The organism is Streptomyces sp. NPDC102406 (genome assembly GCF_044765725.1).
Taxonomy (GTDB): Bacteria; Actinomycetota; Actinomycetes; order Streptomycetales; family Streptomycetaceae; genus Streptomyces.
Map to the genome: position 1 here is coordinate 396,290 of NZ_JBIWKP010000002.1, position 22,672 is coordinate 418,961.

General features: G+C 72.7%; 26 protein-coding genes. 10 read left to right on the forward strand and 16 right to left on the reverse strand.

The genetic code is table 11. The features are described from left to right. Window positions 1–870: a SigB/SigF/SigG family RNA polymerase sigma factor gene (locus ACIRF8_RS10330; RefSeq protein ID WP_404213005.1), complete on the reverse strand. Its 870-nt coding sequence runs from the start codon at window positions 868–870 to the stop codon at window positions 1–3. A 109-nt stretch (window positions 871–979) separates the two neighbouring features. After that, window positions 980–1,369 (reverse strand): ATP-binding protein, encoded by a 390-nt coding sequence (locus ACIRF8_RS10335; RefSeq protein ID WP_404213007.1) that lies wholly within the window; start codon window positions 1,367–1,369, stop codon window positions 980–982. Window positions 1,370–1,596: 227 nt separating this feature from the next. Between ACIRF8_RS10335 and ACIRF8_RS10340 the strand changes: the two genes are divergently transcribed. Beyond that, the gene (locus ACIRF8_RS10340; protein WP_404213009.1) at window positions 1,597–1,998 is read left to right on the forward strand and encodes an STAS domain-containing protein; all 402 of its coding nucleotides are present in this window, start codon (window positions 1,597–1,599) and stop codon (window positions 1,996–1,998) included. Between the two features lie 99 nt (window positions 1,999–2,097). Here the strand turns inward: ACIRF8_RS10340 and ACIRF8_RS10345 are convergent, their stop codons facing one another. Further along, complete coding sequence (locus tag ACIRF8_RS10345) at window positions 2,098–2,526, reverse strand: DUF3618 domain-containing protein (protein WP_404213011.1); 429 nt, start codon at window positions 2,524–2,526, stop codon at window positions 2,098–2,100. Continuing rightward, entirely contained in the window at window positions 2,523–2,960 is a 438-nt protein-coding gene (locus ACIRF8_RS10350; protein ID WP_404213012.1) for a phage holin family protein, read from the reverse strand. The genes ACIRF8_RS10345 and ACIRF8_RS10350 overlap by 4 nt, the downstream gene beginning before the upstream one ends. Window positions 2,961–3,204: 244 nt before the next feature. Between ACIRF8_RS10350 and ACIRF8_RS10355 the strand changes: the two genes are divergently transcribed. Further along, window positions 3,205–4,947 carry a SpoIIE family protein phosphatase gene (locus ACIRF8_RS10355; protein WP_404213014.1) on the forward strand — a complete coding sequence of 581 codons (1,743 nt, stop codon included), beginning with the start codon at window positions 3,205–3,207 and terminating at the stop codon, window positions 4,945–4,947. 57 nt (window positions 4,948–5,004) lie between these two features. Here the strand turns inward: ACIRF8_RS10355 and ACIRF8_RS10360 are convergent, their stop codons facing one another. Continuing rightward, on the reverse strand, window positions 5,005–5,514 hold the full coding sequence (locus ACIRF8_RS10360; protein WP_404213016.1) for a 2'-5' RNA ligase family protein: 510 nt from the start codon (window positions 5,512–5,514) through the stop codon (window positions 5,005–5,007). Between the two features lie 164 nt (window positions 5,515–5,678). Between ACIRF8_RS10360 and ACIRF8_RS10365 the strand changes: the two genes are divergently transcribed. From ACIRF8_RS10365 to ACIRF8_RS10375, 3 genes are read left to right on the forward strand one after another with little or no spacing between them, the layout of a single operon-like run. Then, window positions 5,679–5,942 (forward strand): BatC protein, encoded by a 264-nt coding sequence (locus ACIRF8_RS10365; RefSeq protein WP_404213018.1) that lies wholly within the window; start codon window positions 5,679–5,681, stop codon window positions 5,940–5,942. Next, window positions 5,939–7,144, forward strand: a complete 1,206-nt coding sequence (locus ACIRF8_RS10370; protein ID WP_404213020.1) for a cupin domain-containing protein — start codon at window positions 5,939–5,941, stop codon at window positions 7,142–7,144. Before ACIRF8_RS10365 ends, ACIRF8_RS10370 begins: the two co-directional genes overlap by 4 nt. A gap of 10 nt (window positions 7,145–7,154) precedes the next feature. Continuing rightward, window positions 7,155–8,054: a sucrase ferredoxin gene (locus ACIRF8_RS10375; protein ID WP_404213022.1), complete on the forward strand. Its 900-nt coding sequence runs from the start codon at window positions 7,155–7,157 to the stop codon at window positions 8,052–8,054. Window positions 8,055–8,245: 191 nt separating this feature from the next. On the opposite strand, the gene ACIRF8_RS10380 is transcribed toward ACIRF8_RS10375, so the two are convergent. After that, on the reverse strand, window positions 8,246–8,695 hold the full coding sequence (locus ACIRF8_RS10380) for a hypothetical protein (RefSeq protein ID WP_404213024.1): 450 nt from the start codon (window positions 8,693–8,695) through the stop codon (window positions 8,246–8,248). A 50-nt stretch (window positions 8,696–8,745) separates the two neighbouring features. After that, the gene (locus ACIRF8_RS10385) at window positions 8,746–9,630 is read right to left on the reverse strand and encodes a GNAT family N-acetyltransferase (RefSeq protein ID WP_404213026.1); all 885 of its coding nucleotides are present in this window, start codon (window positions 9,628–9,630) and stop codon (window positions 8,746–8,748) included. Between the two features lie 148 nt (window positions 9,631–9,778). On the opposite strand from ACIRF8_RS10385, the gene ACIRF8_RS10390 reads away from it, so the two are divergent. Next, window positions 9,779–10,624, forward strand: coding sequence for a prephenate dehydratase (locus ACIRF8_RS10390; RefSeq protein ID WP_404213028.1), 846 nt, complete (start codon window positions 9,779–9,781; stop codon window positions 10,622–10,624). A gap of 21 nt (window positions 10,625–10,645) precedes the next feature. On the opposite strand, the gene ACIRF8_RS10395 is transcribed toward ACIRF8_RS10390, so the two are convergent. Next, a complete protein-coding gene (locus ACIRF8_RS10395) occupies window positions 10,646–11,509 on the reverse strand; it encodes a DNA ligase (RefSeq protein ID WP_404213030.1) in 864 nt (287 codons plus the stop codon). A gap of 178 nt (window positions 11,510–11,687) precedes the next feature. Here ACIRF8_RS10395 and ACIRF8_RS10400 point away from each other — a divergent pair, with 178 nt between their 5' ends. Next, entirely contained in the window at window positions 11,688–12,233 is a 546-nt protein-coding gene (locus tag ACIRF8_RS10400; protein ID WP_404213032.1) for a DoxX family protein, read from the forward strand. Window positions 12,234–12,402: 169 nt separating this feature from the next. Here ACIRF8_RS10400 and ACIRF8_RS10405 read toward each other — a convergent pair whose 3' ends face one another. The 5 genes from ACIRF8_RS10405 to ACIRF8_RS10425 all read right to left on the reverse strand — a co-directional run bounded on the left by ACIRF8_RS10405 (window position 12,403) and on the right by ACIRF8_RS10425 (window position 16,981). After that, the gene (locus ACIRF8_RS10405) at window positions 12,403–13,407 is read right to left on the reverse strand and encodes an SDR family oxidoreductase (protein ID WP_404213034.1); all 1,005 of its coding nucleotides are present in this window, start codon (window positions 13,405–13,407) and stop codon (window positions 12,403–12,405) included. Window positions 13,408–13,414: 7 nt separating this feature from the next. Then, the gene (locus tag ACIRF8_RS10410; RefSeq protein ID WP_404213036.1) at window positions 13,415–15,193 is read right to left on the reverse strand and encodes a glycoside hydrolase family 15 protein; all 1,779 of its coding nucleotides are present in this window, start codon (window positions 15,191–15,193) and stop codon (window positions 13,415–13,417) included. Between the two features lie 173 nt (window positions 15,194–15,366). Further along, window positions 15,367–15,582, reverse strand: coding sequence for a hypothetical protein (locus ACIRF8_RS10415; protein WP_404213038.1), 216 nt, complete (start codon window positions 15,580–15,582; stop codon window positions 15,367–15,369). 207 nt (window positions 15,583–15,789) lie between these two features. Then, complete coding sequence (locus tag ACIRF8_RS10420; protein WP_404213040.1) at window positions 15,790–15,927, reverse strand: hypothetical protein; 138 nt, start codon at window positions 15,925–15,927, stop codon at window positions 15,790–15,792. A gap of 91 nt (window positions 15,928–16,018) precedes the next feature. Next, complete coding sequence (locus ACIRF8_RS10425) at window positions 16,019–16,981, reverse strand: alpha/beta hydrolase family protein (RefSeq protein WP_404213042.1); 963 nt, start codon at window positions 16,979–16,981, stop codon at window positions 16,019–16,021. A 170-nt stretch (window positions 16,982–17,151) separates the two neighbouring features. On the opposite strand from ACIRF8_RS10425, the gene ACIRF8_RS10430 reads away from it, so the two are divergent. Beyond that, window positions 17,152–17,760: a TetR/AcrR family transcriptional regulator gene (locus ACIRF8_RS10430; RefSeq protein ID WP_404213044.1), complete on the forward strand. Its 609-nt coding sequence runs from the start codon at window positions 17,152–17,154 to the stop codon at window positions 17,758–17,760. 97 nt (window positions 17,761–17,857) lie between these two features. Beyond that, window positions 17,858–18,811 (forward strand): YihY/virulence factor BrkB family protein, encoded by a 954-nt coding sequence (locus ACIRF8_RS10435; RefSeq protein ID WP_404213046.1) that lies wholly within the window; start codon window positions 17,858–17,860, stop codon window positions 18,809–18,811. A 24-nt stretch (window positions 18,812–18,835) separates the two neighbouring features. Here the strand turns inward: ACIRF8_RS10435 and ACIRF8_RS10440 are convergent, their stop codons facing one another. Further along, the gene (locus ACIRF8_RS10440) at window positions 18,836–20,263 is read right to left on the reverse strand and encodes a sugar porter family MFS transporter (protein WP_404213048.1); all 1,428 of its coding nucleotides are present in this window, start codon (window positions 20,261–20,263) and stop codon (window positions 18,836–18,838) included. Then, complete coding sequence (locus ACIRF8_RS10445; protein ID WP_404213049.1) at window positions 20,256–21,107, reverse strand: phytanoyl-CoA dioxygenase family protein; 852 nt, start codon at window positions 21,105–21,107, stop codon at window positions 20,256–20,258. The genes ACIRF8_RS10440 and ACIRF8_RS10445 overlap by 8 nt, the downstream gene beginning before the upstream one ends. Window positions 21,108–21,233: 126 nt before the next feature. Here ACIRF8_RS10445 and ACIRF8_RS10450 point away from each other — a divergent pair, with 126 nt between their 5' ends. Further along, window positions 21,234–22,238, forward strand: coding sequence for a LacI family DNA-binding transcriptional regulator (locus ACIRF8_RS10450; protein ID WP_404213051.1), 1,005 nt, complete (start codon window positions 21,234–21,236; stop codon window positions 22,236–22,238). Window positions 22,239–22,315: 77 nt separating this feature from the next. On the opposite strand, the gene ACIRF8_RS10455 is transcribed toward ACIRF8_RS10450, so the two are convergent. Beyond that, window positions 22,316–22,483 (reverse strand): hydrophobic protein, encoded by a 168-nt coding sequence (locus ACIRF8_RS10455; RefSeq protein ID WP_324766961.1) that lies wholly within the window; start codon window positions 22,481–22,483, stop codon window positions 22,316–22,318. Window positions 22,484–22,672 lie beyond the last annotated feature (189 nt).

Below are 22,672 nucleotides of genomic sequence, written 5' to 3' on the forward strand. Positions count from 1 at the left end.
TCAGTCGCTGGTCATCAGGCCCGCACGGAGCGTCTTGACGACACGGGTGATCAGTCGGGAGACGTGCATCTGCGAGCAGCCGAGCTCCTCGCCGATCTCCTGCTGGGTGCGCTCCTCGACGAAGCGGAGGTGGATCAGGCGGCGGTCACGCTCGTCGAGGCCGGCGATGAGCGGGGCCAGGGAGTGGAAGTTCTCCACGAGCTCGAAGCGGTCCTCGTCGATGCCGATGAAGTCGGCGAGCATCGTGTCGGACTCGTCGTCCTTGCCGTTGACGGCCGCGTCCAGAGAGACGCTGTTGTACCCGTTGGAGGCTCGCTGCGCCTCGGCGACCTCGGCCGGGTCGAGCTGCATCAGCTCGGCCAGCTCGGCGGTCGACGGGGAGCGGCCCAGACGGGTACGGAGTTCTTCGGTGGCCTTGGACAGTTCGATCCGGGCTTCCTGGAGGCGGCGCGGCACGTGCACGGCCCAGGAGGTGTCACGGAAGAAGCGCTTGATCTCGCCCGTGATGTAGGGGACGGCGAAGGAGGTGAACTCCACCTCGCGCGTCAGCTCGAACCGGTCGATCGCCTTGATCAGGCCGATGGTGCCGACCTGGACGATGTCCTCCATTTCCTGCGGGCCGCGGTGCTTGAAGCGGGACGCGGCGTACTGCACGAGAGACAGATTCATCTCGATCAGCACATTGCGCACGTAGCTGTACTCGGGCGTGCCCTCCTCCAACTGCGTCAGCCGGTCGAAGAAGTGCCGGCCCACCTCACGGGCGTCCTTCGGCGCGATCGAGGCCGGATCCGTGTAAGCACGCTGGATCAGACTCTCCTCGGCCCCGGTGGCCGTGTTCCGGGTCTGCTCGCGGACTGCCACGCTGTTCATGAATCCCGCCCTCATCTGTGTCCGTTCGACCTGGTCTCCCCGTGGGCGTGCCAGTACCCCGCCCTCGCCAACGTATACATGTCAGACGGGTGACTTTCTTCCGGTGGTGTCAGGGCAGGGCCAGCGCGGCGGTGATCGTCTTGCCTCCGGGCCCGACCTCGATGCCCAGACGCGAGCACAGGCGCTGCACCACCATCCAGCCGTATCCGCCGGGCCGCCCGCGAACGGTGGGCTTCTGGCCCGGCACCTCGCTGCTGCGGTCGCTGACGCGCAATTCCAGTGCGTCGCCACGCAGACTGGCGCTGAAGTGGGTCACCCCGCCGCCGTGCAGGAGGGCGTTGGACGTCAGCTCGCTCGCCACCAGAAGGGCATCGTCACGCAGTCGCCGCGCCGCGGCCAGTGGCAGCGCGCCGCACGCGTCCGTCAGCACCGAGCGGACCACGGACCGTGCCCCGGCGCAACTGACGCCTTCCACCTCGAGTGTCTCGGGAACGCTCATCACGGCGTGATCCTCTCTCTGCGCGCGTGCAAATCCTGCTGCTGCGTCGGCCCCTGTCATGTCGCGTGCCCAACGGTCCGGTCCCCACACTCCCCCGCCCCGTGCCGTCCCGATATTTCTCCGACAGCGTTCACAGCCGCGAAAACCGGTCCGGACCTGCTGCTTCGCGGACATCCGTGGAGGGAGCCGCCTGCCGCCCGAGGGGCGGGGTGTGGGAGGGTCGCAGGATGGTTCCCGACAGCCAGAGCATCGAACTCACTCATCAAGGCAGATTGGCCGTCGTCTCGTTCCGCGACACCATCGAACTGGAGGAGCAGGACGAGGCCACGTCCGTCCTCGCCCATGCGCGGACGGACACGAGCACCGCGGCCACGCTGCTCGACCTCGCCGAGCTCACGTTCGCCGACAGCACGCTGCTCAACGTGATCCTGCGGGCGCACACCGAGCACCAGCGGGCGGCGCGCCCCTTCGTCCTGACCGGTCCCTACCACAGCGGCGTGCAGCGGCTCTTCGAGATCACCGGCGTCACCGGTGTCCTGGAGCTGGCCGCAACCCGCGACGACGGTGTGCGCCGCGTCCAGGACCTGCTCGACGCCGGCCCCACGGGCCCCGATGGACCCGCGTCCTGATCCGCCGTCCGGCCCGGTCGCCCGCCCGGCCGACGACGACGTCGTCGTGGCGGAGGTCCGGGGCGGACCTCCGACCGACATGCGGCTCTCGCCGCTCTGCTACTTCTTCCTGCGGCGCAGCAGGAGGTAGGCGGTCACCAGGGCCGCGCCCGCGGCGACCAGCGCGGCACGGTTGTCCCGCACCGGCTCGGGCGCCTTGTCCTGCCAGACGCGCTGCGCCTGCGCCGCCTTGGCCTTCACCTGTTCCGCGGTGAGGGCCGCCTTGTCCTTGGCCTCGTCGGGCACCTGCTCCTGGAGCGCGTGGACCGCCTCGGACGCCTTCGCCTTGGCCTGCGCGGTCAGCTCCGAGGCCTTCGTCGCCGTCTGCTCCTTGAGCGCGGCGGCCTTGGCCTGCGTACGGGCCTTCACGTCCGTCTTGTCGGCCAGCGCCTGCACCGTGTCGCCCAGCTCGTGCCGGGTCTGCTCGACCTGCTCGCGCAGTTCCTCGGGGCTGGTGGCGGTGGGCTCGTCGTGGGGCGGCTGCGTCATCGCTTGGCACTCTCCTTGATCTCGGCCACATCGGCCTTCACGCTGTCGATGGTCTGCTCAGGGGTGGGCGGCGCGGCCTGGCTGACCTCCTTCTTCCCGGTCAGCGCCAGTACCGCCGCGATCACGGCCAGCACGGCTGTCACGATCAGCGCCGCGGCCCATACCGGCAGCGGCACCGCCAGAGCGGCGATCGCGGTGGCGACAAGCGCCTGGAGCGCCAGGAAGCCGACCAGGCCGGCCCCGCCGAAGAGGCCGCCGCCCTTGCCGTACCGCTTGCCCTTCTCCTTCATCTCCGCCTGCGCAAGCCGCATCTCGCCGCGTACCAGCTCGGTGAGCTGCTGCGAGGCACGCTGGACCAGCTCGCCGACCGGTTCCTCGGCCCCGCCGGGGCGGCCGGGCGTGTGGACGGTCGATCGCGTGGTTGTCTCATCCATGCTTGGCCCTCCTTTCCGTGGCGACCGCGTACCCCCGAATACGCGGAAATGACACTTCTGCCAGGTCCCTCTTCACAGGATCACCTGCGAAAGCCGCGCGGGCAGCCTGTCGGTGAAGGGGCGGTGTGCCTCGATGGTCTTCCTGCGGGGGCGGCGGAGGAGGCGGCCTGGCTTGACCCGGATGGAACGGGGTACGCACTGTGGTCTCAATGCAGCAGCGTCGAAGTCATCAACGAGGACACGCATGGACGTCGCCGACAACGGCACGGGTGGGTCACCCGAGGACAGCTACCAGAGAGACTTCGGCGCTCTGCGGGGCAGCTTCATGGAGGACCTTGCGGCGGCCGCCCTCGTCATCGATGACGACGGCCTGATCGTCGCCGCGAACGACGCCGTCCAGATCCTCCTGGGCAGCACCCGCGACGAGCTGGTGGGTGAGGACGCCCACGACCTGCTGCACCGGGACGACCACGGGCAGGCCATGCCGCGCACCCGCTGCCGTCTGCGCAAGGCGCTGCTCACCGGAAGCACCGACCACGGCGACGCGGAGTCGTTCGCCCGCAAGGACGGCACCGTCCTCCAGTCGTCCTGGCTGGTCACACCGTTCACCTACGGCGTGGAGAAGGCCGGGGCGCTGGTGGTGCTGTACGGACCGGAACAGGAACACCACCACCACAAGGGTGGCAAGAACGGTGACCGCGTCCCGGGGCCGCTGACGGAGCTGGACCGTCTCGCCCTGCTGGCGGAGACGACCACCCAGCTCACCTCCACCCTGGACGTGGGCGAGGCGCTGCACCGGCTGGCCGCCCTGACCGTGCCCCGCCTCGCGGACTGGGCGGTGATCGACCTGGTCACCGATCAGGGCGAGGTGCGACGCGCCCTGGTGATGGAGCGTACGGACAACGGGCTGGAGGAACGCGACGAGCTGCAAGGCCCCATGCCGCCCGTGTTCGAGTCGTCCCCCATGCCCCTGTCGCGGGCCCTGCGCGGAGCCGCCTCGTCCCTGGCCACCCCCGCCACCTACCAGGGCCCGCCCGACTCCGGCATCGCGGTCGAGCAGCGCCGCCTGTTCCTGACGACCGGCATGCACAGCGCCGCCATCGCGCCCATCCGGGGTCTGCGCGACACGCTCGGCGCCCTGACCCTGGGCCGCTCGCGGCGCCCCGACGCCTTCACCGTCGCCGACCTGCCGCTGCTGGAGGACATCACCCGCCGGGCCGGGCTCGCGCTGGACAACGCCCGCCTCTACGAGCGTCAGCGCAAGGTCGCCGAGACGATGCAGCGCCACCTGCTGCCCCAGTTGCCGACCGTGCCCGGCGTGGAGATGAGGGCGCGTTACGTGCCCGCTCCCGACGCCTCCGCCGTGGGCGGCGACTGGTACGACGCGTTCACCCTGGCCGACGGGGCCCATGCCCTGGCCGTCGGCGACGTCGTGGGCCACGATCTCGACGCGGCGGCCGGAATGGCGCAGGTCCGCAACATGTTGCGGGCCTTCGCGTGGTCCCAGGCCGAGGCCGCTCCCAGCTCCGTCGTCACGCAGCTCGACGAGGCGATCAGGCACATCGTCGAGGCGTCCATGGCGACGATGGTCCTGGGCAGGCTCGTACGCGGCGACGACACCGTGTGGCGGCTGCACTGGACGAACGCCGGCCATCCGCCCCCGCTGCTCGTCCACCGCGACGGGCAGGCCCACTTCCTCAACGACGCGCACGGCCTGCTGCTCGGTACCGGCGTCACGCGGGTCCGTCCCGACGCCGTCACCGTCCTGCCGCCGGAGTCGACGCTCCTGCTCTACACCGACGGCCTGGTCGAGAGCCCGCACCGGACCATCGACCACGGCCTCGACCGGTTGCGCCGGTACGCGGCCTCCCTGGCCCGCCGCCCGCTGGACTCCTTCTGCGACTCCCTGCTGCAACAGGTACGCCCCGGCGACAACGACGACGACGTGGCCATGCTCGCGCTGCGCACGCCCGCGGCCGACGCCTGAGACCCGGCGCCGGCCGACTGGGGCGCCGCTCTCCCACGGAGGAGCGGCGGTCCACTCCTAGGGAGCGAGCGGCAGTTCGGCGAGGAGTTGCCAGCCGGTGGCGGTGAGCACCACCGCGTGCAGCGCGCTGATCTCGGCGGTGATCGGCAGGTGGGCGGCGGCGCGGCGCGCGATCTCCTCGGCGTGCTCGGGGTCGGCGTCCAGGGCCACGGTGACGTGCACCGGGGGGTCCTGGCCGAACCGGCCTCCGTACGGGATCTGCGCGGGGAACGCGGCCCGGGCGGCCGAGGCCGGGGCAGCCAGTTCGGGGACAGGGACGGAGACGAAGCCGCCGGTCCGCTCGACGTCGGTCAGCCGGATCGCGACCGGGCCGACCGGCAGTGCGGCGCGCAGGCGCTTCAGCTCGGGCGCGCCGAGCCGGTCCGCGGGCAGCCACGGGTAGAGCAGCGTGGCGTGCGCGGGCACCCTCGGCCGTACCGCCCGCGCGTCCACCTCGGCCGCCAGCTCCAGCAGCGGCTCGGCGGCGGGCACCACCGCGAGCAGCGCCGTCGTCCCTTGTTGCGCCATCGGCCCTCCTTCCGGCGGCAGCATGCCATGCGCCGCGTCACGTGCGCGGGCTCGGGGCCCTTCCGGTTGCCGCTGTGCACCGCTTGAGCGAGTTTGTTAGGGATCGAGGGGGTTCACAAGGGTGCCACCCCCACACTCCCGGTGTTCGCTTCTCAGGAGGAACCATGACCAACCCCGAGCAGGACTCGAACGAGCACGAGGGTCCGGCGGACGGCGGCGCGGCCGGTACGCCGGGCGTCCACGACGGCGGCGCGGACGGCGGAGCCGAAGGCCCCGCGGACGGCGGCGCGGCCGGAACCCCGGGCGTCCACGACGGCGGCGCGGACGGCGGAGCCGAAGGCCCCGCGGACGGCGGCGCGGCCGGAACCCCCGGCGTCCACGACGGCGGCGCGGACGGCGGCGCCGACGAGTCCGGCAGCGGCCGTTGAGCGCGTCCCCCTCCGCCCTCCAGGACACCGGCCCCCGGACCGGGGCCGGTGTCCTGGAGACGCGCCTGATCGGCATGGACCGGGAGGAGTTCGCCCGTGACGTGTGGGCGCGGGCACCGCTGCTCACGCGCGGGGCCGGTGACTTCTCCGATCTGTTCTCCCCGGCCGCCGTGGACGAGCTGATCTCGCGGCGCGGACTGCGGACGCCGTTCCTGCGCGTCGCCAAGGACGGCTCCACGCTCCCCGAGTCGTCGTACACCTCGTCCGGCGGAGTCGGCGCGACCGTCCGCGACCAGCTCGACGACACGGCTCTGTGGCGCAACTTCGCCGACGGCGCCACGCTGGTCCTGCAAGCCCTTCAGCGCACCTGGGAGCCGATCGCGGAGTTCACCTCGCGGCTGGGCACGGAGCTGGGGCACCCGGTACAGGCCAACGCGTACGTCACTCCCCCGCAGAACCGCGGCTTCGACGACCACTACGACGTCCATGACGTGTTCGTCCTCCAGATCTCCGGCGCCAAGCGCTGGACCGTCCATGAGCCTGTCCACCCCGACCCGCTGCGCGACCAGCCCTGGACCGGGCACCGTGCGGCGGTGGCGGAGGCCGCCGGGGACAGGGCCCACCTCGACACCGTGCTCGAACCGGGTGACGTCCTCTACCTGCCGCGGGGCTGGCTGCACGCCGCCCAGGCGCAGGGAGCCGTCTCGGTCCATCTGACACTCGGGGTCCACGTCTGGACGCGTCACGCGCTGGCGGAGCAGCTCACCCGCGCCGCGCTCGCGCTGCTGCGTGACGATCCGTACATGCGCGGCTCGCTCCCGCTGGGCATCGACGGGCCGGGCGCGGAGCTCGACGTCGTCCGGGAACGTCTTGTCGCCGCGCTCACGGAGGCCGATCCCGCACCGCTGTTCCACCGCGCCCGGCGGTGCCAGGCCCGTCCGGCGCCGCTCGGACCGCTGGCCCAGCTCGCGGCCGTCGACGCCCTCGCCCCCGACTCGCCGGTGCGGTTGCGGGAGGCGCTGGAGGCACGGCTGGAGGACGGGAGCCTGTCCACGCGGGTGGGCCGGTTCGACGTCGCGGAGAGCGAACTGCCGTCCGTGGCCCGGCTGCTCGACGGACGGATCCACACCGCTGACAGCCTGGGCCTCGACCTGGCCGACAGGCTCCTGCGCGCGGGCGTACTGGTTCCCGCCGACCGATGACGTGGCCCCGGTGACCGCGGCGGCACGCTTCTTCTGCGCCGACTCCGCCCGGGCGCGGGGCGACGCGCTCGCGGGCACCGCGCCGTACGGCACCGTCTGGGTCCTCATCGAGTACCGGGGCGGCTGGCCGTCCAACGGGTTCGACGGCCTCCCCCTGGAACCGGGGATCAAGGAGCTCGTCTTCGAGGCGGCTCGTGCGGTGCGGGCCCGCGTGCTGCTGATCAGGCGTCACGGCCGCCGTGTTTCCGACGGCCCCGGGCGCTGGGCCGTACTGCACCACGAGGCAGACGGCGCTCACCGGCAGAGGTGGGGCACCTGGAGACGCCCCGAGGACCTGGCCCAGGTCGCCGAGGCCCTCGGCGCCCCCGGGGAGCCGGGGCATCCGCCCGTCGTCCTCGTCTGCGCCCACGGTCTGCACGACGCCTGCTGCGCCGTGCGCGGCCGACCCGTGGGACGTGCCTTGAGCGAGCGCTGGCCGGGGCTGGTGTGGGAGTGCACACATGTGGGCGGTGACCGGTTCGCCGCCAACGTGGTGGTCGTGCCCGACGGCGTCTACTACGGCAATCTCGACGCCCCGTCGTCCGTCACCGTGGTCGAGGAGCACTTGGCCGATCGCGTCCACGCGGACCACCTGCGCGGCTACACCGATCTCTTCCCGCCCCAGCAGGCGGCCGTCGCCGCGGTCCTGCGGCGTTTCGGTCCGGCCGGGCGGCACGCGTACACCATCGAGGCGACGTCGCGCTCCGCGGACCGCTGGCGGATCCGGGTCGCGGGCCGGCCGTCCGGAGCGCCGGCGTTCGACGTCGACGTTCGGTCTCACCGCACGCCGCTGCTCCAACTGACCTGCCGCGGCCGGGCGCGGAGTTCGGCAGCCGTCTACGAGGTGGAGCGCACCCTGCGGCGCCCCTGACCTCCGGGGGCCCTCGTGAAAGGGCTCAACGCCGCATACGGGGGGATGCGGCGTTGAGCCTGGGAATACCGTAGCCGTGGTCGGCCCCGCTTTCGTCGCAACTCCCGCACAGACGGCGGGAAATAATCGCTGGGGACGGGAGGGCGGCGGCCCGGGGCACCGCCCTCCTCCGCACCGTCCGCTCGCGGGTCTCATGCCTCGTCGGCGGGGTGCGCGCTGTGATCGGGGTGTCCTTTCGTCCGGCGCGCTTCCTTCATCTCCGCCTCGTACAGGTGCTCCCGCCCCCGGACGAGGTCGTCGCGCATCTGTCGCTCCAGGCTCCGGTATGGCTCATAAAAGGCGGCGTTGTACTCCTCCACGACCTGGAACGTCCACCGGCCCTCCAGTACGTTGCGGCCGACGAGCTCACGGTCGACCCGCTCCGCCCACTCCTTGTGGCCCGCGGCGCGCAGCAGCTCGACGGCGCGGCCCAGTTCGAGGTCGGCGGTGCCGGTGAGCTGGTGGAAGGAGTAGAGGTGGCCGCGCGCCCGTTCCACCGTCTCCAGCGCCTTCGACACCGATCCGAGCGCCTCGACCGTCGTGTCGTCGACGCCTTCGGGCCGCTGGTGCGCGCGGGTCTGCCCGTCATGGTTCTCGCTCATGGTTCCGGAGTCCCCCCTGATCTTCACCGCATACCGCCGCGAGGACCAGATCACACCGAATGTGTGAGGTCGCCGTCGCGGCAGCGGTCCCGGAACTCGGGAAGGCGCCGGAACCCGGCCGACGCGTAGGTGGCGACGGCGGCGGCGTTGTCGCTCGGGGTGCAGACGAGGGCGCTCGACGAGCCCAGTGCGCGGAGTGCGGCAGCGGCGGCGACGGTGATCGCCCTGCCGTAGCCGTGGCCGCGGTGTTCCGGGTGCACGCCCATCGGTTCGAGCAGCCCGGGCCTGCCCCGCCCTGCGGACCACACCGTCACCGCCGCCACCGCCGCGCCCCGGGCGTCGTACGCCAGCAGGCAACGGGCGTCGGCGTACGGCGACCCCGCCGCCATCGCGTTCCGGCGTTCGTCCGTGAACGTCGGCCTGGCGAACGCGGCCCGGTGCACGGCGGCGCGTACGGGCCCCTGCCGCGGCCCGGCCACCTCGATCCGCACCCCCGGGTCCTCCACCGGCTCCGCGAGGTCGCGGCGCAGCGGCGTCCACAGCTCGCCGAGCTCCCATCCGGCCTCCGCCAGCAGCCCCTGGACCAGCGCGCCGTCCGGCGCGTCGACGGACACCGTCCCCGCGGGCAGAACGCCGCGCTCAGGACGGGTGACGTCCTCGACCAGCCGCCGCGCCAGTTCCTCGTCCCGCTCGGCGCCCGGGGCGAACGCCAGGCGCAACAGCTCGGGCCCGTCCAGCAGCCCGACGGCGAGCGTCCGTCCGGCCCGGCTCCACGTCCGGACCGCCGCGGCTGTCGCCTCCGCGCCGAACCGCCAGTACCAGCCCAGGTCCCCCGGGTGCAGTTGCCTCGGCGCCGCGTCGTCCTGCCACGTGCGCAGCGCGCCCACGATCCCGTCCAGCTCGTCCACCCGCGCCACGTCCAGCATCGTCGTCATGGCAGGGATCACACACCATCGCGGCCGCGAGCGGTACCGCATTATGTCTCTCCTTGTGGACAGCGGCACCGGTCCGCGGCGCGGGCGGTCTACGGTGGTGGTCTTGTTACCCGATCGGGCCGGACCTCCGGCTGGAAGGTGTCTGACAGTGACGACCGTCGCTTATCAGGGCGAATTCGGCTCCAACTCGGCGGCCGCCACCCAACATCTGTTCCCCGGAAGTGCCGAACTGCCCTGCTCCAACTTCGAGCAGGCGCTGGACGCCGTGACGCTCGGCGCCGCCGACCTGGCGGTCATCCCGGTGGACAACTCCGCGGCCGGAAGGGTCGCCGACGTCCATCACCTCCTGCCCGAGTCGGGCTTGTTCGTCATCGGCGAGTACTTCCTCGCCATCCACTTCGACCTGGTGGGCGTCCCCGGGACGACCCTGGAGCAGGTGGAGTGCGTACGCAGCCATGTGCACGCCCTCGGCCAGTGCCGCAAAGTCCTGCGCGAGGGCGGCTGGCGCACGCTCGTCAGCGACGACACCGCCGGCGCCGCCCGCGAGGTGGCCGAGCTGGGCGACCCGCGGCACGCCGCTCTCGCCCCGCCGGCCGCGGCCTCCCACTACGGTCTCGACGTGCTGCGCGCCGGAGTCGAGGACGACCCGGACAACACCACGCGGTTCGTGGTCCTGTCGCGGGAGGCCGCGTTCGCGCCGCTCGACGCGGGGCCCACGATGACGAGCCTCTTCTTCGCCGTGCGGAACATCCCGAGCGCGCTCTACAAGGCGCTCGGCGGCTTCGCCAGCAGCGCGGTGAACCTCACGAAGATCGAGAGCTACCAGATGGGCGCCGGACTCAACCCGAGCTGCTTCTACGTCGAGATCGAGGGCCACCCCGACGAGCCGCGCGTCGCGCTCGCGCTTCAGGAGCTGCGCTTCTTCTCCTCCGAGGTACGCGTCCTCGGCGTCTACCCGGCCCACGAGCACCGCTCGACGGGGCGGCCCGTGTGAGGTGACGCCCCGCGCGGCGCGTCATCGCACCCGGGCGACCGTCACGGTGGTGTGCCGCGCCGTCCCGGCCACGACCTCCACCACCAGCCCCTCCCCGGTGGTGATGTACACCTCGCCGCCGTCCGTACGCGCCCGTCGGCCCGGCCCCGCCTCCGTGAGGTGCCGGGCCATCTCCGCGGCGACCGGGGCGATCATCGTCTGCGACAGCAGGTGCCGCCCGTCCGGCAGCCGCACCGCGACCCGCTGCGGCTGGACCGCGGGCCCCACGTAGCCGACGACCTCGGCGTGCACGGTCTCGCTGTGCCTGGCTGTCCGCCAGACCCGGTCCGGCCGGTACGGCGACGTGGCGCCTTTCGCGACGACGCCGTGGATCCCCTGCGCCTGGAGCTGTTCGAACCAGACCCGGGCCACCTCCGCGTCCTCCGTCGCCGGAACCGGCCGAATGGGTGGCCCCGCGTCGGCGAGGACGTCGAGGAGGGCCGCGCGCCGTTCGACGTAGGGCCGCTCGCGCAGGTCCACACCGTCGACGGCGAGGCAGTCCCACACGGCGTAGTACGCGGGGTACTCCGCCGCGAGCGCGGACGCCCGGCGGGGGGTGCAGTTCCCGCGGGCCTCCGCCGCCGCGAGATCGAGACGGCCGTCCACCCAGACGACGGCCTCGCCGTCGAGGACCGTGCCGGGGCGCAGCGCGGTCTGCGCGGCGACGGCGAGGTCCTTCCAGGTGCCGGTGACCGTGCGGCCCGAGCGGGCCTGGCACTTCACCGTCTCCTCGGTTCGGAACATGACGAGCCGGTGTCCGTCGAACTTGGGCTCGTACCACCAGCCGGGGCCGGTGGGCAGCGCGGACACGGACTCGGCGAGCGCGACAGCGACGGGAAACTCCACGTCCTAAGGCTTGCCGAGTACGGCGGAACCCGCAGACCCTGCTAGGCCGTTCGTCCGGATCGGCCGTCTCCGGGTTTCCGGCAGGAGTCACACCCTGCGTTGTTCAACTTTCACGCATCGGCTACGCTCATCCGCACGCTTGAAACTTCAAGTTACTCCGTCGGAAGGACCCGTGCCCATGACCACCGGACTGACCAGCCCGGCCGCCACCACGTCCCCCACCCGTGCCGACGCGTCACCCCACGCCTACGACGTCGGGCTGCTGATCCTCCGGCTCGCGCTCGGGCTGACGATCGCCGCGCACGGCACGCAGAAGCTGTTCGGCTGGTTCGGGGGCGGCGGCATCGAGGGCACCGGCCAGTTCTTCGCGCAGAGCGGATACCCCTCCGGGAAGACCATGGCGGTCATCGCCGGTCTCAGCGAGACCTTCGGCGGACTGGGGCTCGTGCTCGGCCTGCTGACGCCGCTCGCCGGGGCCGCCGTCCTCGGCACGATGATCAACGCCCTGGCCGTCAAGTGGGGCGGCGGCTTCTTCGCCCCGGCCGGTGTCGAGTACGAACTGCTGCTTCTCGCGGGCGCCGCCGGACTCGCCCTCACCGGCCCCGGCCGGATCGCCGTGGACCGCTTCCTGCCCGGCCTGCGCGCCCACCGCCTCCGCTACGGCGTCGCCGCCGTGGTGCTCGCCGTCGTCATCGCCGCGCTCGTCCTGCTCATCCGCGACTGACGCGGGCGAAAGCGCCCCGCACACGTCCCGCACCGTGCGCCCCCTCCCCCGCCGAAGCGCCCTGGTGGGGAGGGACCGGCGCGGGAACAATGCGGGGTGTCGCCCTCGCGGGCGACGGTCGGCTCCGCTGACTCGTATCCCCGTGACCGGCGGAGCCGACCGACTCGTCTCAGCGGCGGGCCCGCCTGCCGAGCCAGGCCGTCGCCGTGGCCGCGCCGAGCACCGCAGCCGACAGGGCCGCCGCCGGGTGGCGGGCCAGCGCGGCCTCGAAGGACCGGCCGTGCGACGCCTCGTCGAAGATGCCGTGAGCGCCGTGCACGCCCTCCTCGGTCCGGTCGACCGGTTCGAAGAGGTTGCTCTTGCCGCTCGGTGGCCGCTGGTCGGTCTGCTGCGAGTCGACACCGGTGCGGGCCAGATAGCGGTCGAGCAGCGCCGGGACCAGCCGGTTGGCCCAGAGGGTCGCGACCGTGGTGGCGCCCACGTAGTACTGCTTGCGGCGCGGGTGGTCCGCGGCGTGCGCGATGCCCCGGGCCGCGACCTCCGGCTGGTAGATGGGTGGGACGGGCTGCGGGTGCCTGCTCAGCCGGGACGTCACCCAGGAGAACTGCGGGGTGTTGACGGCCGGCATCTGGGCGATGGTGACGTGCACGTTGCTGCCCCGGTGCAGCAGTTCGGTGCGCAGGGCGGAGGTGAAGCCGTTGATGGCGTGCTTGGCCCCGCAGTACACCGATTGCAGCGGCACGGACCGCTCCCCCAGCGCCGAGCCGACCTGCACGATCGTGCCGCGGTCCCGGGGCAGCATCCGCTTCAGGGCGCTGCGGGTGCCGTTGACGAAACCGAGGTAGGTCACCTGGGTGGCCCGCTCGTACTCCTCGGCGGTGATCTCGTCGAACGGCGCGAAGACACTGCTGAACGCACAGTTGATCCACACGTCGATGGGCCCGAAGGCCTGCTCGGCGGCCTCGGCGGCTGCCTCGACCTCGTCCGCCCGCGCGGTGTCGGCGACCTGGACGAGGGGGTGTCCGCCCAGGGACTCGACGTCCTCGGCCGCGGCCTCCAGTCCGGCGCGGCCCCGGGCGATCAGGACGACATTGGCCCCTCGGCCGCCGTACAGGCGGGCGGTGGCACGGCCGATTCCGGCACTGGCGCCGGTGATGACGACGGTCTGGGACATGGCGGGGTCAACTCCTTGCTCGGCGGCGTGCGCCGTGTCGCGGGGGGTCTTGGGCGAGGCGGGAGGCGGTCTCCAGCAGCAGGGCGTGGACGAAGGCCTGCGGGATGTTGCCGCGCTGCTGGCGCTGGGCGAGGTCGAACTCCTCCGCGTACAGGCCCGACGCGCCGCATGCGGCGCGGTTGCGTTCGAACCAGCGGTAGGCCTCGACCTCGTCGCCCTGCTGGTGCTCGGCCAGCGCCATGAAGAAGCCGCACAGGAGGAAGGCGCCCTCGGCCTCTTCGAGGGGCCGCTCGTCATGGCGGAACCGGTAGATGAAGTGGTCCTGGGCGAGCCGGTCGCGGCAGGCGGCGAGCGTGGCTCCGGTACGTGGGTCGTCGGCGGGCAGCGCGCCGCGCACGGGCGGCAGGAGCAGGGCCGCGTCGACGGCGGGGTCGTCCGCGGCCCGCTGCCAGTGGCCGTCGGCGTGCAGGCCGGTGGCTGTCGTGGCGGCGAGGATCGTCTCGGCGAGGCCGGTGCAGGTGGCGGCGAGCGGGTGGCCCGGCGCGGCGTCGGCGAGGGCGCGGAGCCCGGCGACGCAGGCCAGTCGGCTGTGGGTCCAGGGCCGGGCGTCCAGCTCCCAGATCCCCGCGTCGGGCTCCCGCCACCGGTCGGCGACGGCCCGCACCGCGATCTCGGCCGCCTTCCACCCGTCCGGGTCGAGGCGGTCGTGGCGCTGGGCGGCGGCGAACAGCAGCAGCGCCTCGCCGAAGCAGTCGAGCTGGAACTGTCGGCGTACGTGGTTGCCGACGTAGCTGTGGCCGCCCGGGTAGCCGGCCAGATCGAGTTCACGCCGGCTCGGGACGGGGTCGCCGTGCACCGTGTAGGCCGGGGTGAGGTGCGGGCCGTCGGCGAGCAGCCGCGCGCCGGTGAAGCGGACGGCGGCGTCGAGCAGATCGTGGGCACCGGCGCTCGCCGCGGCCTGTCCCGCGTAGCTCTGGTCGCGGATCCACACGTACCGGTAGTCGTAGTTGCGTCCGGCCTCCGCGCGTTCGGGCAGGCCGGTGGTGGCCGCGGCGACCATGCCGCCGTCGCGGGTGGTCAGGCCGCGCAGCAGGGCACAGGCGCGGCGGGCGTCCGACGTGGCGACGGTGCCGGTGAGCGGGGGCACCGCCGCGCGCCAGGCCTGCTCGGTCGCGACCCAGGCCCGTTCGGCGCTCGGCGGTTCGGCGGGCAGGGGTTGGTCGGAGCACTCCAGGACCAGGTCGCGGCGTTCGCCGGGTCGCAGCACGAGGTCGGTGGTCAGGCCCTCGGCACCGACGGCCGCCGCCGGGGCGCCCTGCCAGCGCAGCCGGTGGCGTCCGGTGCGCAGGTGCCACACGCCCTGGTCGTCGCGGTGGGTGGAGGCGAGCGAGGCGCGGCCGTAGTCGGCGCGCGGGTCCAGTACGACGCGGAGCCGGGCGGTCCCTTCCACGGCGTACACCTGGCGGAGCAGGACCAGGCGGTGGGCCTCGCCGGGGAAGGCGAGGGCGTCGCGGCACTCGGCGACGCCGTCGTGGGTGGTCCATCGGCTGCGCCAGATCAGGGTGCCGGGTTCGTAGTGGCCACCGGGCACCCACCGGCCGCTCGGCGTCACCGCGTAGACCCCCGCACCGTCGATGAGGGAGGCGAAGACGGCGTCGTCGTGCCAGCTCGGGGCGCACATCCAGTTCAGGGCGCCGTCGGGTCCGATCAGCGCGCCGCGCTCGCCGTCGGCGAGGAGGGCGTAGTCGTGCAGGGCGTGGGCCGGGAAGGAAGAGGTGGTGCTCACGGGTGCGGTCTCCTGCGGTCAGGCCACGCGACGGGGCTGTGCGCGCTCGGTGGTGCGGGTGGAACGGATCGCGGCCGGTCGGGGCAAGGGGTCGGGGGCCTCCCGCGGTGGGGTGTGCTGGATCTGGAGGGACCTTTCCCGTGCTCGGAAGGGGGCGGCGGCTACGGGCGGCGTCATGGCCGCAGCGCTCCCCGGGCCGCGGTGGCCGTGGCGGTCGCGGCGAGGGCCGCGACGCCCGCGGTAGGCGCCCGGCGGGCGGCACGGGACGGGTTCGCCGGCCGGTGGTTCGAGCCGCCCGTGACGCGGGCACCTCGGCTGCCCGCGTCGAACCGGACCTCCCCGAGGCGCGGTACGTCCACCGGCGGGGCGGGCGGGGAGGTGCGAGCCATGTGAGGGACCGCCTTCCTGAACGCTCGTCGTGCGGGTCGCGGACCGCGAGCGGCGCTCCGCCCGTGATCCGCGACGCGAGTACCCAGCCTCGCATCGCACATGAGCGCTGTCGCGGCGCGCGTTTCCGGCGCCGCGACCGGGAGGGCGCCGACGCACGCGATCGGCGGTGCCCCAGGACGTGCGGAGCGCCTTCCGTGCCCGCCCGGTCAGCCCCTGTTCCGGCGGCGCCAGGCCAGACCGGCCGCGCCGAAGGCCACCACCACGAGCAGCACCTGCACCCATACGGGCACGAAGTCGGGGGCTCGGCCGCCCACCGCCATCAACGCCTGTTCCGTCCCACCCATCCCCTGCACCTCCCGGGCCGCGCCGGTGTCCGCCGCGCGTCCGCGACGGACACCGCATGCCCGCGAAGGGCGGTCGTAAGGCGCGGGCGGGCTACTTGGACTCCACGCGCCCCACCGGGGCGGGGTCGGCGGCCAGCGCTTCGCACGCGGCTCGCCAGGCGTCGTCGCCGGGCCGCAGCCGCGTGCGCAGGTAGGCCGCGCTGAGCTGTGCGAGCGCGGCGACCCGCGCCGGGTTCTCGTCGGTGGTCTCGGCGGCGTCGTGTCCGGCGATCCCGCCGAGGCCGTGCTCGGCATCGAAGAGGGTCAGCAGCGTCTTGGGCGCGGGGGCGAGGGTGTACGGGTCCGCGTGCCACTGCGGGCCCATGTCCGTGAAGTGCCGGGAGTCGTCCTTGTCACCGGCGACGACCAGCGCGGGCGTGGTCATGGACGAGAAGTCGATGGACCGGAAGGCCGGCAACTGGTCGGCCATGGGCCCGTTGAGGACGTCGCCCCTGCCGGGTGCGGCAAGGAGCACGCCTGCCGCGATACGGGGCTCGGCGAGGTGTGCGACCTCCCCTGTGTCGGGGTCGGTGAACTCGGCGCCCAGCAGGAGGCTCGCGGTGAATCCGCCGAGCGAGTGCCCGGCGACGGCGACGCGGGTGCGGTCGACGCGCCCGGCGAGCTGCGGCACGGCGCTCTCGACGGCGTCGAACCGGTCGAGGATGTGGGTCATGTCCTGGGCGCGGGAGGTGAGGAAGAAGGGCCCGCCCGGGGCGTCGGCGACCAGGTCGGTCAGGGTCCTGGAGGACAGGTGGGTGGGCTGGACGACGACGAAGCCGCGGGAGGCCCAGTGGTGGGCGAGCGGTGCGTAGCCGTGGAGGGAGGAGAGGTGGTGGGAGGGGCCGTGGCCGTGGGAGAGAAGGACGACGGGAAGGTCGGTGCCGGTCGCGGGCGCGGAGACCCGTATCCGGAGGTCCACCGGTCGGCCCGGAACGGGCAGCACCACCGGGGTGTACGACAGCACGGGAGCGGGTGAGCCGAAGGCGTGGTCGGCGAGGCCGGCGGAGGCGGTCATGAGATGGGGGTCCCCTTCTGCGGTCCCTGGCGCACGCCGGTTCGGTCGTACTGGCGTGCGGGGTCGGGAGATCAAGGGCGTCCCGCTTCGGCTAACCTGAAGCGGAACGCTGCTCCGCCTACTATCCGGAACACCGCTCCGCTTTGTCAAGCGGTTCAGGAGGGAACGCCATGTCCGCCGAAGGGCCCACGGGGAGCACGCCGCCCCGCAGCAAGCGGGTCGACGCCCAGCGCAACCGGGAAACGGTGCTCACGGCCGCCGCCGAGGTGTTCGTGACCTCGGGCGTGGACGCGCCCATCCGCCAGATCGCGACCCGCGCGGGCGTCGGCATGGGCACGATCTACCGCCACTTCCCGACCCGCGCGGATCTCGTCACGGCGGTCTACCGGCACCAGATCGAGGCATGCGCCGAGGCCGGTCCACGTCTGCTCGCCGACGCCGACTCCCCGCTCGACGCGCTGCGCCGATGGGTCGACCTCTTCGTCGACTTCCTGGTCACCAAGCACGGACTCGCCGACGCCCTGCAATCCGACAGCGACCGCTTCGCCGCGCTGCACACCTACTTCCTCGACCGCCTGCTGCCGGTCTGCGCCCGCCTGCTCGACGCCGCGGTCGAGGCAGGCGAGATCAGCCCCGGCACGCAGCCGTACGAGCTGATGCGCGGCATCGGCAACCTCTGCATCGGACGCGACAACGACCCCCGCTACGACCCCCGTCGCCTGATCGCCCTGCTCCTCAAGGGCCTCCAGCGGCCCAGGCCCGAGGCACCGCTCCCGTAGCTCGGACCGGACCCCCGATTGCGCGGCGCATTCGGGGGCAGTGGTGTGCGCGGAACGCACACGGGTGCGTTCCCTGCTGACGTAGGAGGGCGCGTAGATGGGGACGGCGACCAAGGTCCCCGAGACCCGGGACATGCGGGGCGACGAACTCTCCGGCGACGAGGCTTTCGAGGCGCTGCGCCGCTACGGGGGCCGCAAGCTGCTGCACGACTCCTTCGTCCGCTTCCGTTACGCGGACGGGTTCAGCCACGCCCGGGCCCTGGCGCTCCAGACCGTGCTGGCGCTGATCCCTCTCGCCATCGTCTTCGTGGGCCTGTCGACGACCTTCCACACGGAGAGCATCGGACGGTTCGCGGAGGTGGCCATCCACCGGATCGCCCGGGGCCCGAGCGCCTCGGTGGTGGACGACGCGCTCGCCAGGAGCCGCCGGACCGCGGACGGGGGCACCCAGATCGCGCTCTGGTTCGCGCTGGTGTTCTCGCTGTCCAACATCACCACCGCCATGTGCCAGGTCGAGCGCGGCGCCAACCGCATCTACGGCAACGAGCGCGACCGCCCCTTCCTCAAGAAGTACGCGCGGGGGCTCGTGATGGCCGTCAGTGCCGGGCTTCCGCTCGGCCTCGGCTTCGTCATGATGGTCGCCGGACGCGATCTGGGAGCGGCGGCGGTCTCCGTCTACCATCTCGGTGACGGGGCCGACGCCGTCTGGGACGTCCTGCGCTGGCCGCTCGGGCTGACGCTGGCCCTGATCTCGGCGAGCACCGTCTTCCGGCGCTCACCGCGCCGCCGCCAGCCCGGCTACACGTGGCTGGCGTTCGGGGCGGCCCTGTATCTGGTGCTGTGGTCGCTGCTGACCTGGGGGCTGAGTCTGTACCTCTCGGTCAGCGGGTCCTTCGACACCGTCTACGGGCCGCTCAGCGCCTTCATGTCCCTGCTCCTGTGGGCGTACCTCACCTCCATCGCCCTGTTCCTCGGACTGTCGTTCGCGGCCCAGCTCGAAGCCGCGCGAGCACTGCGCCCCGGCCCCGCCGAGCCCGATCCGGGCGTGTGAACCGGGTCCGGGCCGCCGCTCACCTCACCGCTTCTCCAGCGCCTCGCGGAAGGGCAGCGGGCTGTGCAGCGCCTGCTCGATGGTCTCCAGGCTCCTGCCCTTGGTCTCCGGGACCTTGAGGACGACGAAGACGATGCAGGCGACGTTCATCAGCGCGTAGAACAGGAAGGTGCCCGAGCGGCCGATGGCATTGATCGCCGTGAGGGCGGTCATGGCGATCAGCAGGTCGAAGCCCCACACGGAGACCGTGGCCAGACTGGTGGCAGGGCCGCGCACGCCGAGCGGCAGCACCTCGGGGCCGATCAGCCAGACGACGGCCTGCATCCCCACACCGTTGAACAGGATGTACGCGAACAGCGACACGATCACGGTCCAGCGCTGCGCGGCGGAGTCCGTGGAGGTCGCGAAGGCGAGCGCGAGCACCCCCATGGCGAGCGCGGAGCCGGGCAGGAACCACAGCATCGTGCGGCGCCGTCCCGCCTTGTCGACCGCGATCGCGCCCACCACGCCCGCGACGACCAGCATCGCGCCGATGCCGATGCCGGTGAGCAGCGCCACCGAGTCGCCGAAGCCCGCGTCGTCGAGGATCGTCGGCGCGTAGTAGACGATGGCGTTGATCCCGGTGAGTTGCGAGAAGGCGGCGATGCCCACGGCGATCACCAGGGCGGGGCGCAGCCACCGTTGTCGGAGCTGTCCCCAACTGCCGCCTGGGGCGGGGGCGTCGGCCGTCACCGCGGTGATCTCGGCGACCTCCGCCGCCACGTCGGCCCCGGCGGGCCTGAGTCGGCGCAGCGTGCGCACCGCGTCGTCCGCGCGGTGTTGCTCGATGAGCCAGCGCGGACTCTCCGGCAGGAACATCATGCCGACGGCCAGGGCCACGGCGGGGATGACGGCGAGGGCGAACATGACGCGCCAGCCGCCGCTGCCGGACAGGGCCCAGCCGCACAGGTAGGCGATGAGCTGTCCGATGGCGACCATGAGCTGGAAGAGGACCATGAGCCGGCCGCGCACCGCCGCGGGTGCCAGCTCCGCGATGTAGACGGGCACCATGTTGGAGGCGCCGCCCACCGCGAGGCCGAGCACGAAGCGGGCGGCGACCAGGGTCGTCACGTCGGGCGCGACGGCGGCGGCCACCGCACCGGCGGCGAAGATCACCGCGACCGCCGCCACGACCTTGCGCCGGCCGTGCCGCACTGCGGTACGTCCCGAGACGAGGGCGCCGGCCATCGCGCCGAGCAGGATGACGCTGACGACGATCTCCTGCTCGCGGGAGGACAGGTCTAGGTCGTCGCGCAGGTGGAGCAGGGCGCCGGAGATGATGCCGGTGTCGTAGCCGAACAGCAGTCCGCCGAGCGCCGAGACTGCGGCGACGGCGTAGACCAGCAGCGGCGGGCGCCCCGAGGGTGCGGGCGGCGCCGGCGGGCGGCCGGTCACCGTGGCCGCCTCAGACATCGCCCATGACCAGGCCCTCGATGGTGTGCTTCTGCGTGAGGGGCGTCAGCTCGTCGACGACCGGGCAGTCCAGATGGCGACGCACCCGCTCCGGCAGCGACTCCCAGAACCGCCGGGTGACCGCGGTGTCGTGGCGGTCGGCGTTGTTCGCCTCGGGCCCGTCGAGGCCGAGCACGAGGACGGGGCGCGCCTTGGCCGACTCGTTCTTCGTGCCGCGGTGGATGGTCAGGGCGGTGCGGGCCGAGATGTCGCCGCGCTGCGGGTACTTGCGGACCGCGCGCTCCTCGTAGCGGCCGTAGCGCTCGCGGGGCGGGAACATCCCGTGCTCGAAGTCGGGTTCGTCGTCCCACTGGGTGCCGGGCGCGATCTCGAAGGGGCCCATGTCCTCGGCCGTGTCGACCGCGGTGACGTTGAAGGCGAGTGAGGTGAGGCGGCGGTCGGCGCGTGTCTCCTCGGGGATCGGGAAGTCACGGTGCCACGGCTGGTGCACGGCACCTTCGAGCGGTACGTCGAAGCCGAGTTCGACGATGCGGTAGTCGGGGCCGAGGACGGCGGTGGCCACGGAGCGGACCCAGGGGTGGTCCACGAGGTCGACGAATCCGCGCAGTTGCTCGGGGTGGATCTCCACGTAGTAGCGGTGGGGGCCGCGGCCCACGGCACCGTCCGGACGGGAGCGGGCCTCCTCGAACGCGACCTCGATGTCCTCGCGCAGCCGGTCGGCCCACTCCTTGGTGAAGGCCCCCTTCCGCGCGGTGATGCCGTCCGTGTAGAGGTGCGTCACCTCCTGCGTCACGTCGACGTCCAGGTCGGCGGGGTGGACACCGGGGTATGCGGACACAGTCATCCTTGCCTCCTTGCAAGCAGAGCTTCCGCCCATAGATTGCATCGTTGAATGCAACGTTGCAATACCCTGCGGCGCACCTCTTTCGTGAAGGGCTTCGCGGACAGGACCGCGTGAAAGGATGGCGCGGTGAGCAGTCGTCTGAAAGATGTGGCCGCCCGGGCAGGCGTCTCCGTGCGCACCGTGTCCAACGTCGTCAGCGGATCCGCCTCGGTGGCGCCCGAGACCCGGCAGCGCGTCCAGGAGGCGATCGACGCACTCGGCTACCGGCCCAACCTCGCCGCCCGCAGCCTGCGCGCGGGCCGCACCGGCATCATCGGGCTCGCCATCCCCGAACTGCACTCGCCGTACTTCGGTGAACTCGCCGGACTGCTCGTGGACGAGGCGCAGCGCCGCTCCTGGACCGTCATCATCGACCAGACCCGGGGCGACGCCGACGCCGAACGCCGACTCCTCGCCCAGGGTGGCGGGCGCGTGGTCGACGGCCTGATCATCAGCCCCTGGGCCCTGGACCCGGCCGAACTGGCCGCCACGGCACCGGCCGTGCCCCTCGTCCTGCTCGGCGAGCGCAGTCCGCACGGAGCGGCCGACCGCGTCGCCGTCGACAACGTCACCGCCGCCGACGAGGCCACCGGCCATCTGATCGGTCTCGGGCGGCGCCGCATCGCCGCCATCGGCCTCCAGCCCCAGCTGCACAACGGCACCGCCCGGCTGCGCGCCGAGGGCTACCGCCGCGCGCTCGACCGGGCCGGACTTCCGGCGCTCCCCGGCGCCCAGCGCCCGGTGGCCGCGCTGCATCGCGCGGACGGCGCCCGCGCGATGACCGAACTCCTCGACGGCTCCGCCGCCCCCGACGCCGTCTTCGCCTTCAGCGACGAACTCGCCCTGGGCGCCCTGCACGTGACGCACGAACGGGGCCTGCGCGTCCCCGAGGACATCGCGATCGTCGGCTTCGACGACATCGAGGACGGCCGCTACAGCCATCCTCCCCTGACCACCGTCGCGCCGGACAAGCGGCAGATCGCCGAACGGTCCCTCCAGTGCCTGGCGGACCGCATATACAGCCCGGGCAACGCCGTCCCCCCGCAGGAGCTGATCGTGCCGCACCGCCTCGTCCGGCGCGGCACGGCATGAGCACCGCCGCACGAACGAGGAGTGCCCCGGCCTGTCGCAGGCCGGGGCACCCCTCGTTCCAGGTCAGGCGATGCGCCTCACCATCGGTACCAGCGGCCCTTACGACCGCTCGCGGCGGGCCGGATCACGAAGCCGAGCAGCCACACCACCAGGACGATAATCGCGATCCACCACAGGGCCTTCAGCGCGAATCCCGCGCCGAAGAGGATCAGAGCCAGAAGCAGAACCAGAAGCAGGGGAACCATTGTCATTACCTCCTGGCCATCGTGTGCTCTTATCTTGCCCCTACAAACACACAAAAAGCGCGTTTCCTTCATGATCTCGCCGGGCACGTGGTCACGTCGCGTCGTGAAGTGCCCGCTGCCGCTTCCGCCATGCATGTTTACCGAGCGCGAGAGCGGCCAGGCGGACCACAGAACGTGATGTCGATGCCA

What these genes read in the sequence shown, in the direction of transcription:
- ACIRF8_RS10385 (WP_404213026.1), bottom strand. Translation starts at nt 9,630, where the DNA reads ATGACGACGATGCTGGACGTGGCGCGGGTGGACGAGCTGGACGGGATC.
- ACIRF8_RS10400 (WP_404213032.1), top strand. Translation starts at nt 11,688, where the DNA reads ATGACCACCGGACTGACCAGCCCGGCCGCCACCACGTCCCCCACCCGT.
- ACIRF8_RS10440 (WP_404213048.1), bottom strand. Translation starts at nt 20,263, where the DNA reads ATGTCTGAGGCGGCCACGGTGACCGGCCGCCCGCCGGCGCCGCCCGCA.
- ACIRF8_RS10425 (WP_404213042.1), bottom strand. Translation starts at nt 16,981, where the DNA reads ATGACCGCCTCCGCCGGCCTCGCCGACCACGCCTTCGGCTCACCCGCT.
- ACIRF8_RS10405 (WP_404213034.1), bottom strand. Translation starts at nt 13,407, where the DNA reads ATGTCCCAGACCGTCGTCATCACCGGCGCCAGTGCCGGAATCGGCCGT.
- ACIRF8_RS10455 (WP_324766961.1), bottom strand. Translation starts at nt 22,483, where the DNA reads ATGGTTCCCCTGCTTCTGGTTCTGCTTCTGGCTCTGATCCTCTTCGGC.
- ACIRF8_RS10345 (WP_404213011.1), bottom strand. Translation starts at nt 2,526, where the DNA reads ATGACGCAGCCGCCCCACGACGAGCCCACCGCCACCAGCCCCGAGGAA.
- ACIRF8_RS10445 (WP_404213049.1), bottom strand. Translation starts at nt 21,107, where the DNA reads ATGACTGTGTCCGCATACCCCGGTGTCCACCCCGCCGACCTGGACGTC.
- ACIRF8_RS10360 (WP_404213016.1), bottom strand. Translation starts at nt 5,514, where the DNA reads ATGGCGCAACAAGGGACGACGGCGCTGCTCGCGGTGGTGCCCGCCGCC.
- ACIRF8_RS10330 (WP_404213005.1), bottom strand. Translation starts at nt 870, where the DNA reads ATGAACAGCGTGGCAGTCCGCGAGCAGACCCGGAACACGGCCACCGGG.
- ACIRF8_RS10415 (WP_404213038.1), bottom strand. Translation starts at nt 15,582, where the DNA reads ATGGCTCGCACCTCCCCGCCCGCCCCGCCGGTGGACGTACCGCGCCTC.
- ACIRF8_RS10420 (WP_404213040.1), bottom strand. Translation starts at nt 15,927, where the DNA reads ATGGGTGGGACGGAACAGGCGTTGATGGCGGTGGGCGGCCGAGCCCCC.
- ACIRF8_RS10380 (WP_404213024.1), bottom strand. Translation starts at nt 8,695, where the DNA reads ATGAGCGAGAACCATGACGGGCAGACCCGCGCGCACCAGCGGCCCGAA.
- ACIRF8_RS10355 (WP_404213014.1), top strand. Translation starts at nt 3,205, where the DNA reads ATGGACGTCGCCGACAACGGCACGGGTGGGTCACCCGAGGACAGCTAC.
- ACIRF8_RS10435 (WP_404213046.1), top strand. Translation starts at nt 17,858, where the DNA reads ATGGGGACGGCGACCAAGGTCCCCGAGACCCGGGACATGCGGGGCGAC.
- ACIRF8_RS10365 (WP_404213018.1), top strand. Translation starts at nt 5,679, where the DNA reads ATGACCAACCCCGAGCAGGACTCGAACGAGCACGAGGGTCCGGCGGAC.
- ACIRF8_RS10340 (WP_404213009.1), top strand. Translation starts at nt 1,597, where the DNA reads ATGGTTCCCGACAGCCAGAGCATCGAACTCACTCATCAAGGCAGATTG.
- ACIRF8_RS10430 (WP_404213044.1), top strand. Translation starts at nt 17,152, where the DNA reads ATGTCCGCCGAAGGGCCCACGGGGAGCACGCCGCCCCGCAGCAAGCGG.
- ACIRF8_RS10350 (WP_404213012.1), bottom strand. Translation starts at nt 2,960, where the DNA reads ATGGATGAGACAACCACGCGATCGACCGTCCACACGCCCGGCCGCCCC.
- ACIRF8_RS10335 (WP_404213007.1), bottom strand. Translation starts at nt 1,369, where the DNA reads ATGAGCGTTCCCGAGACACTCGAGGTGGAAGGCGTCAGTTGCGCCGGG.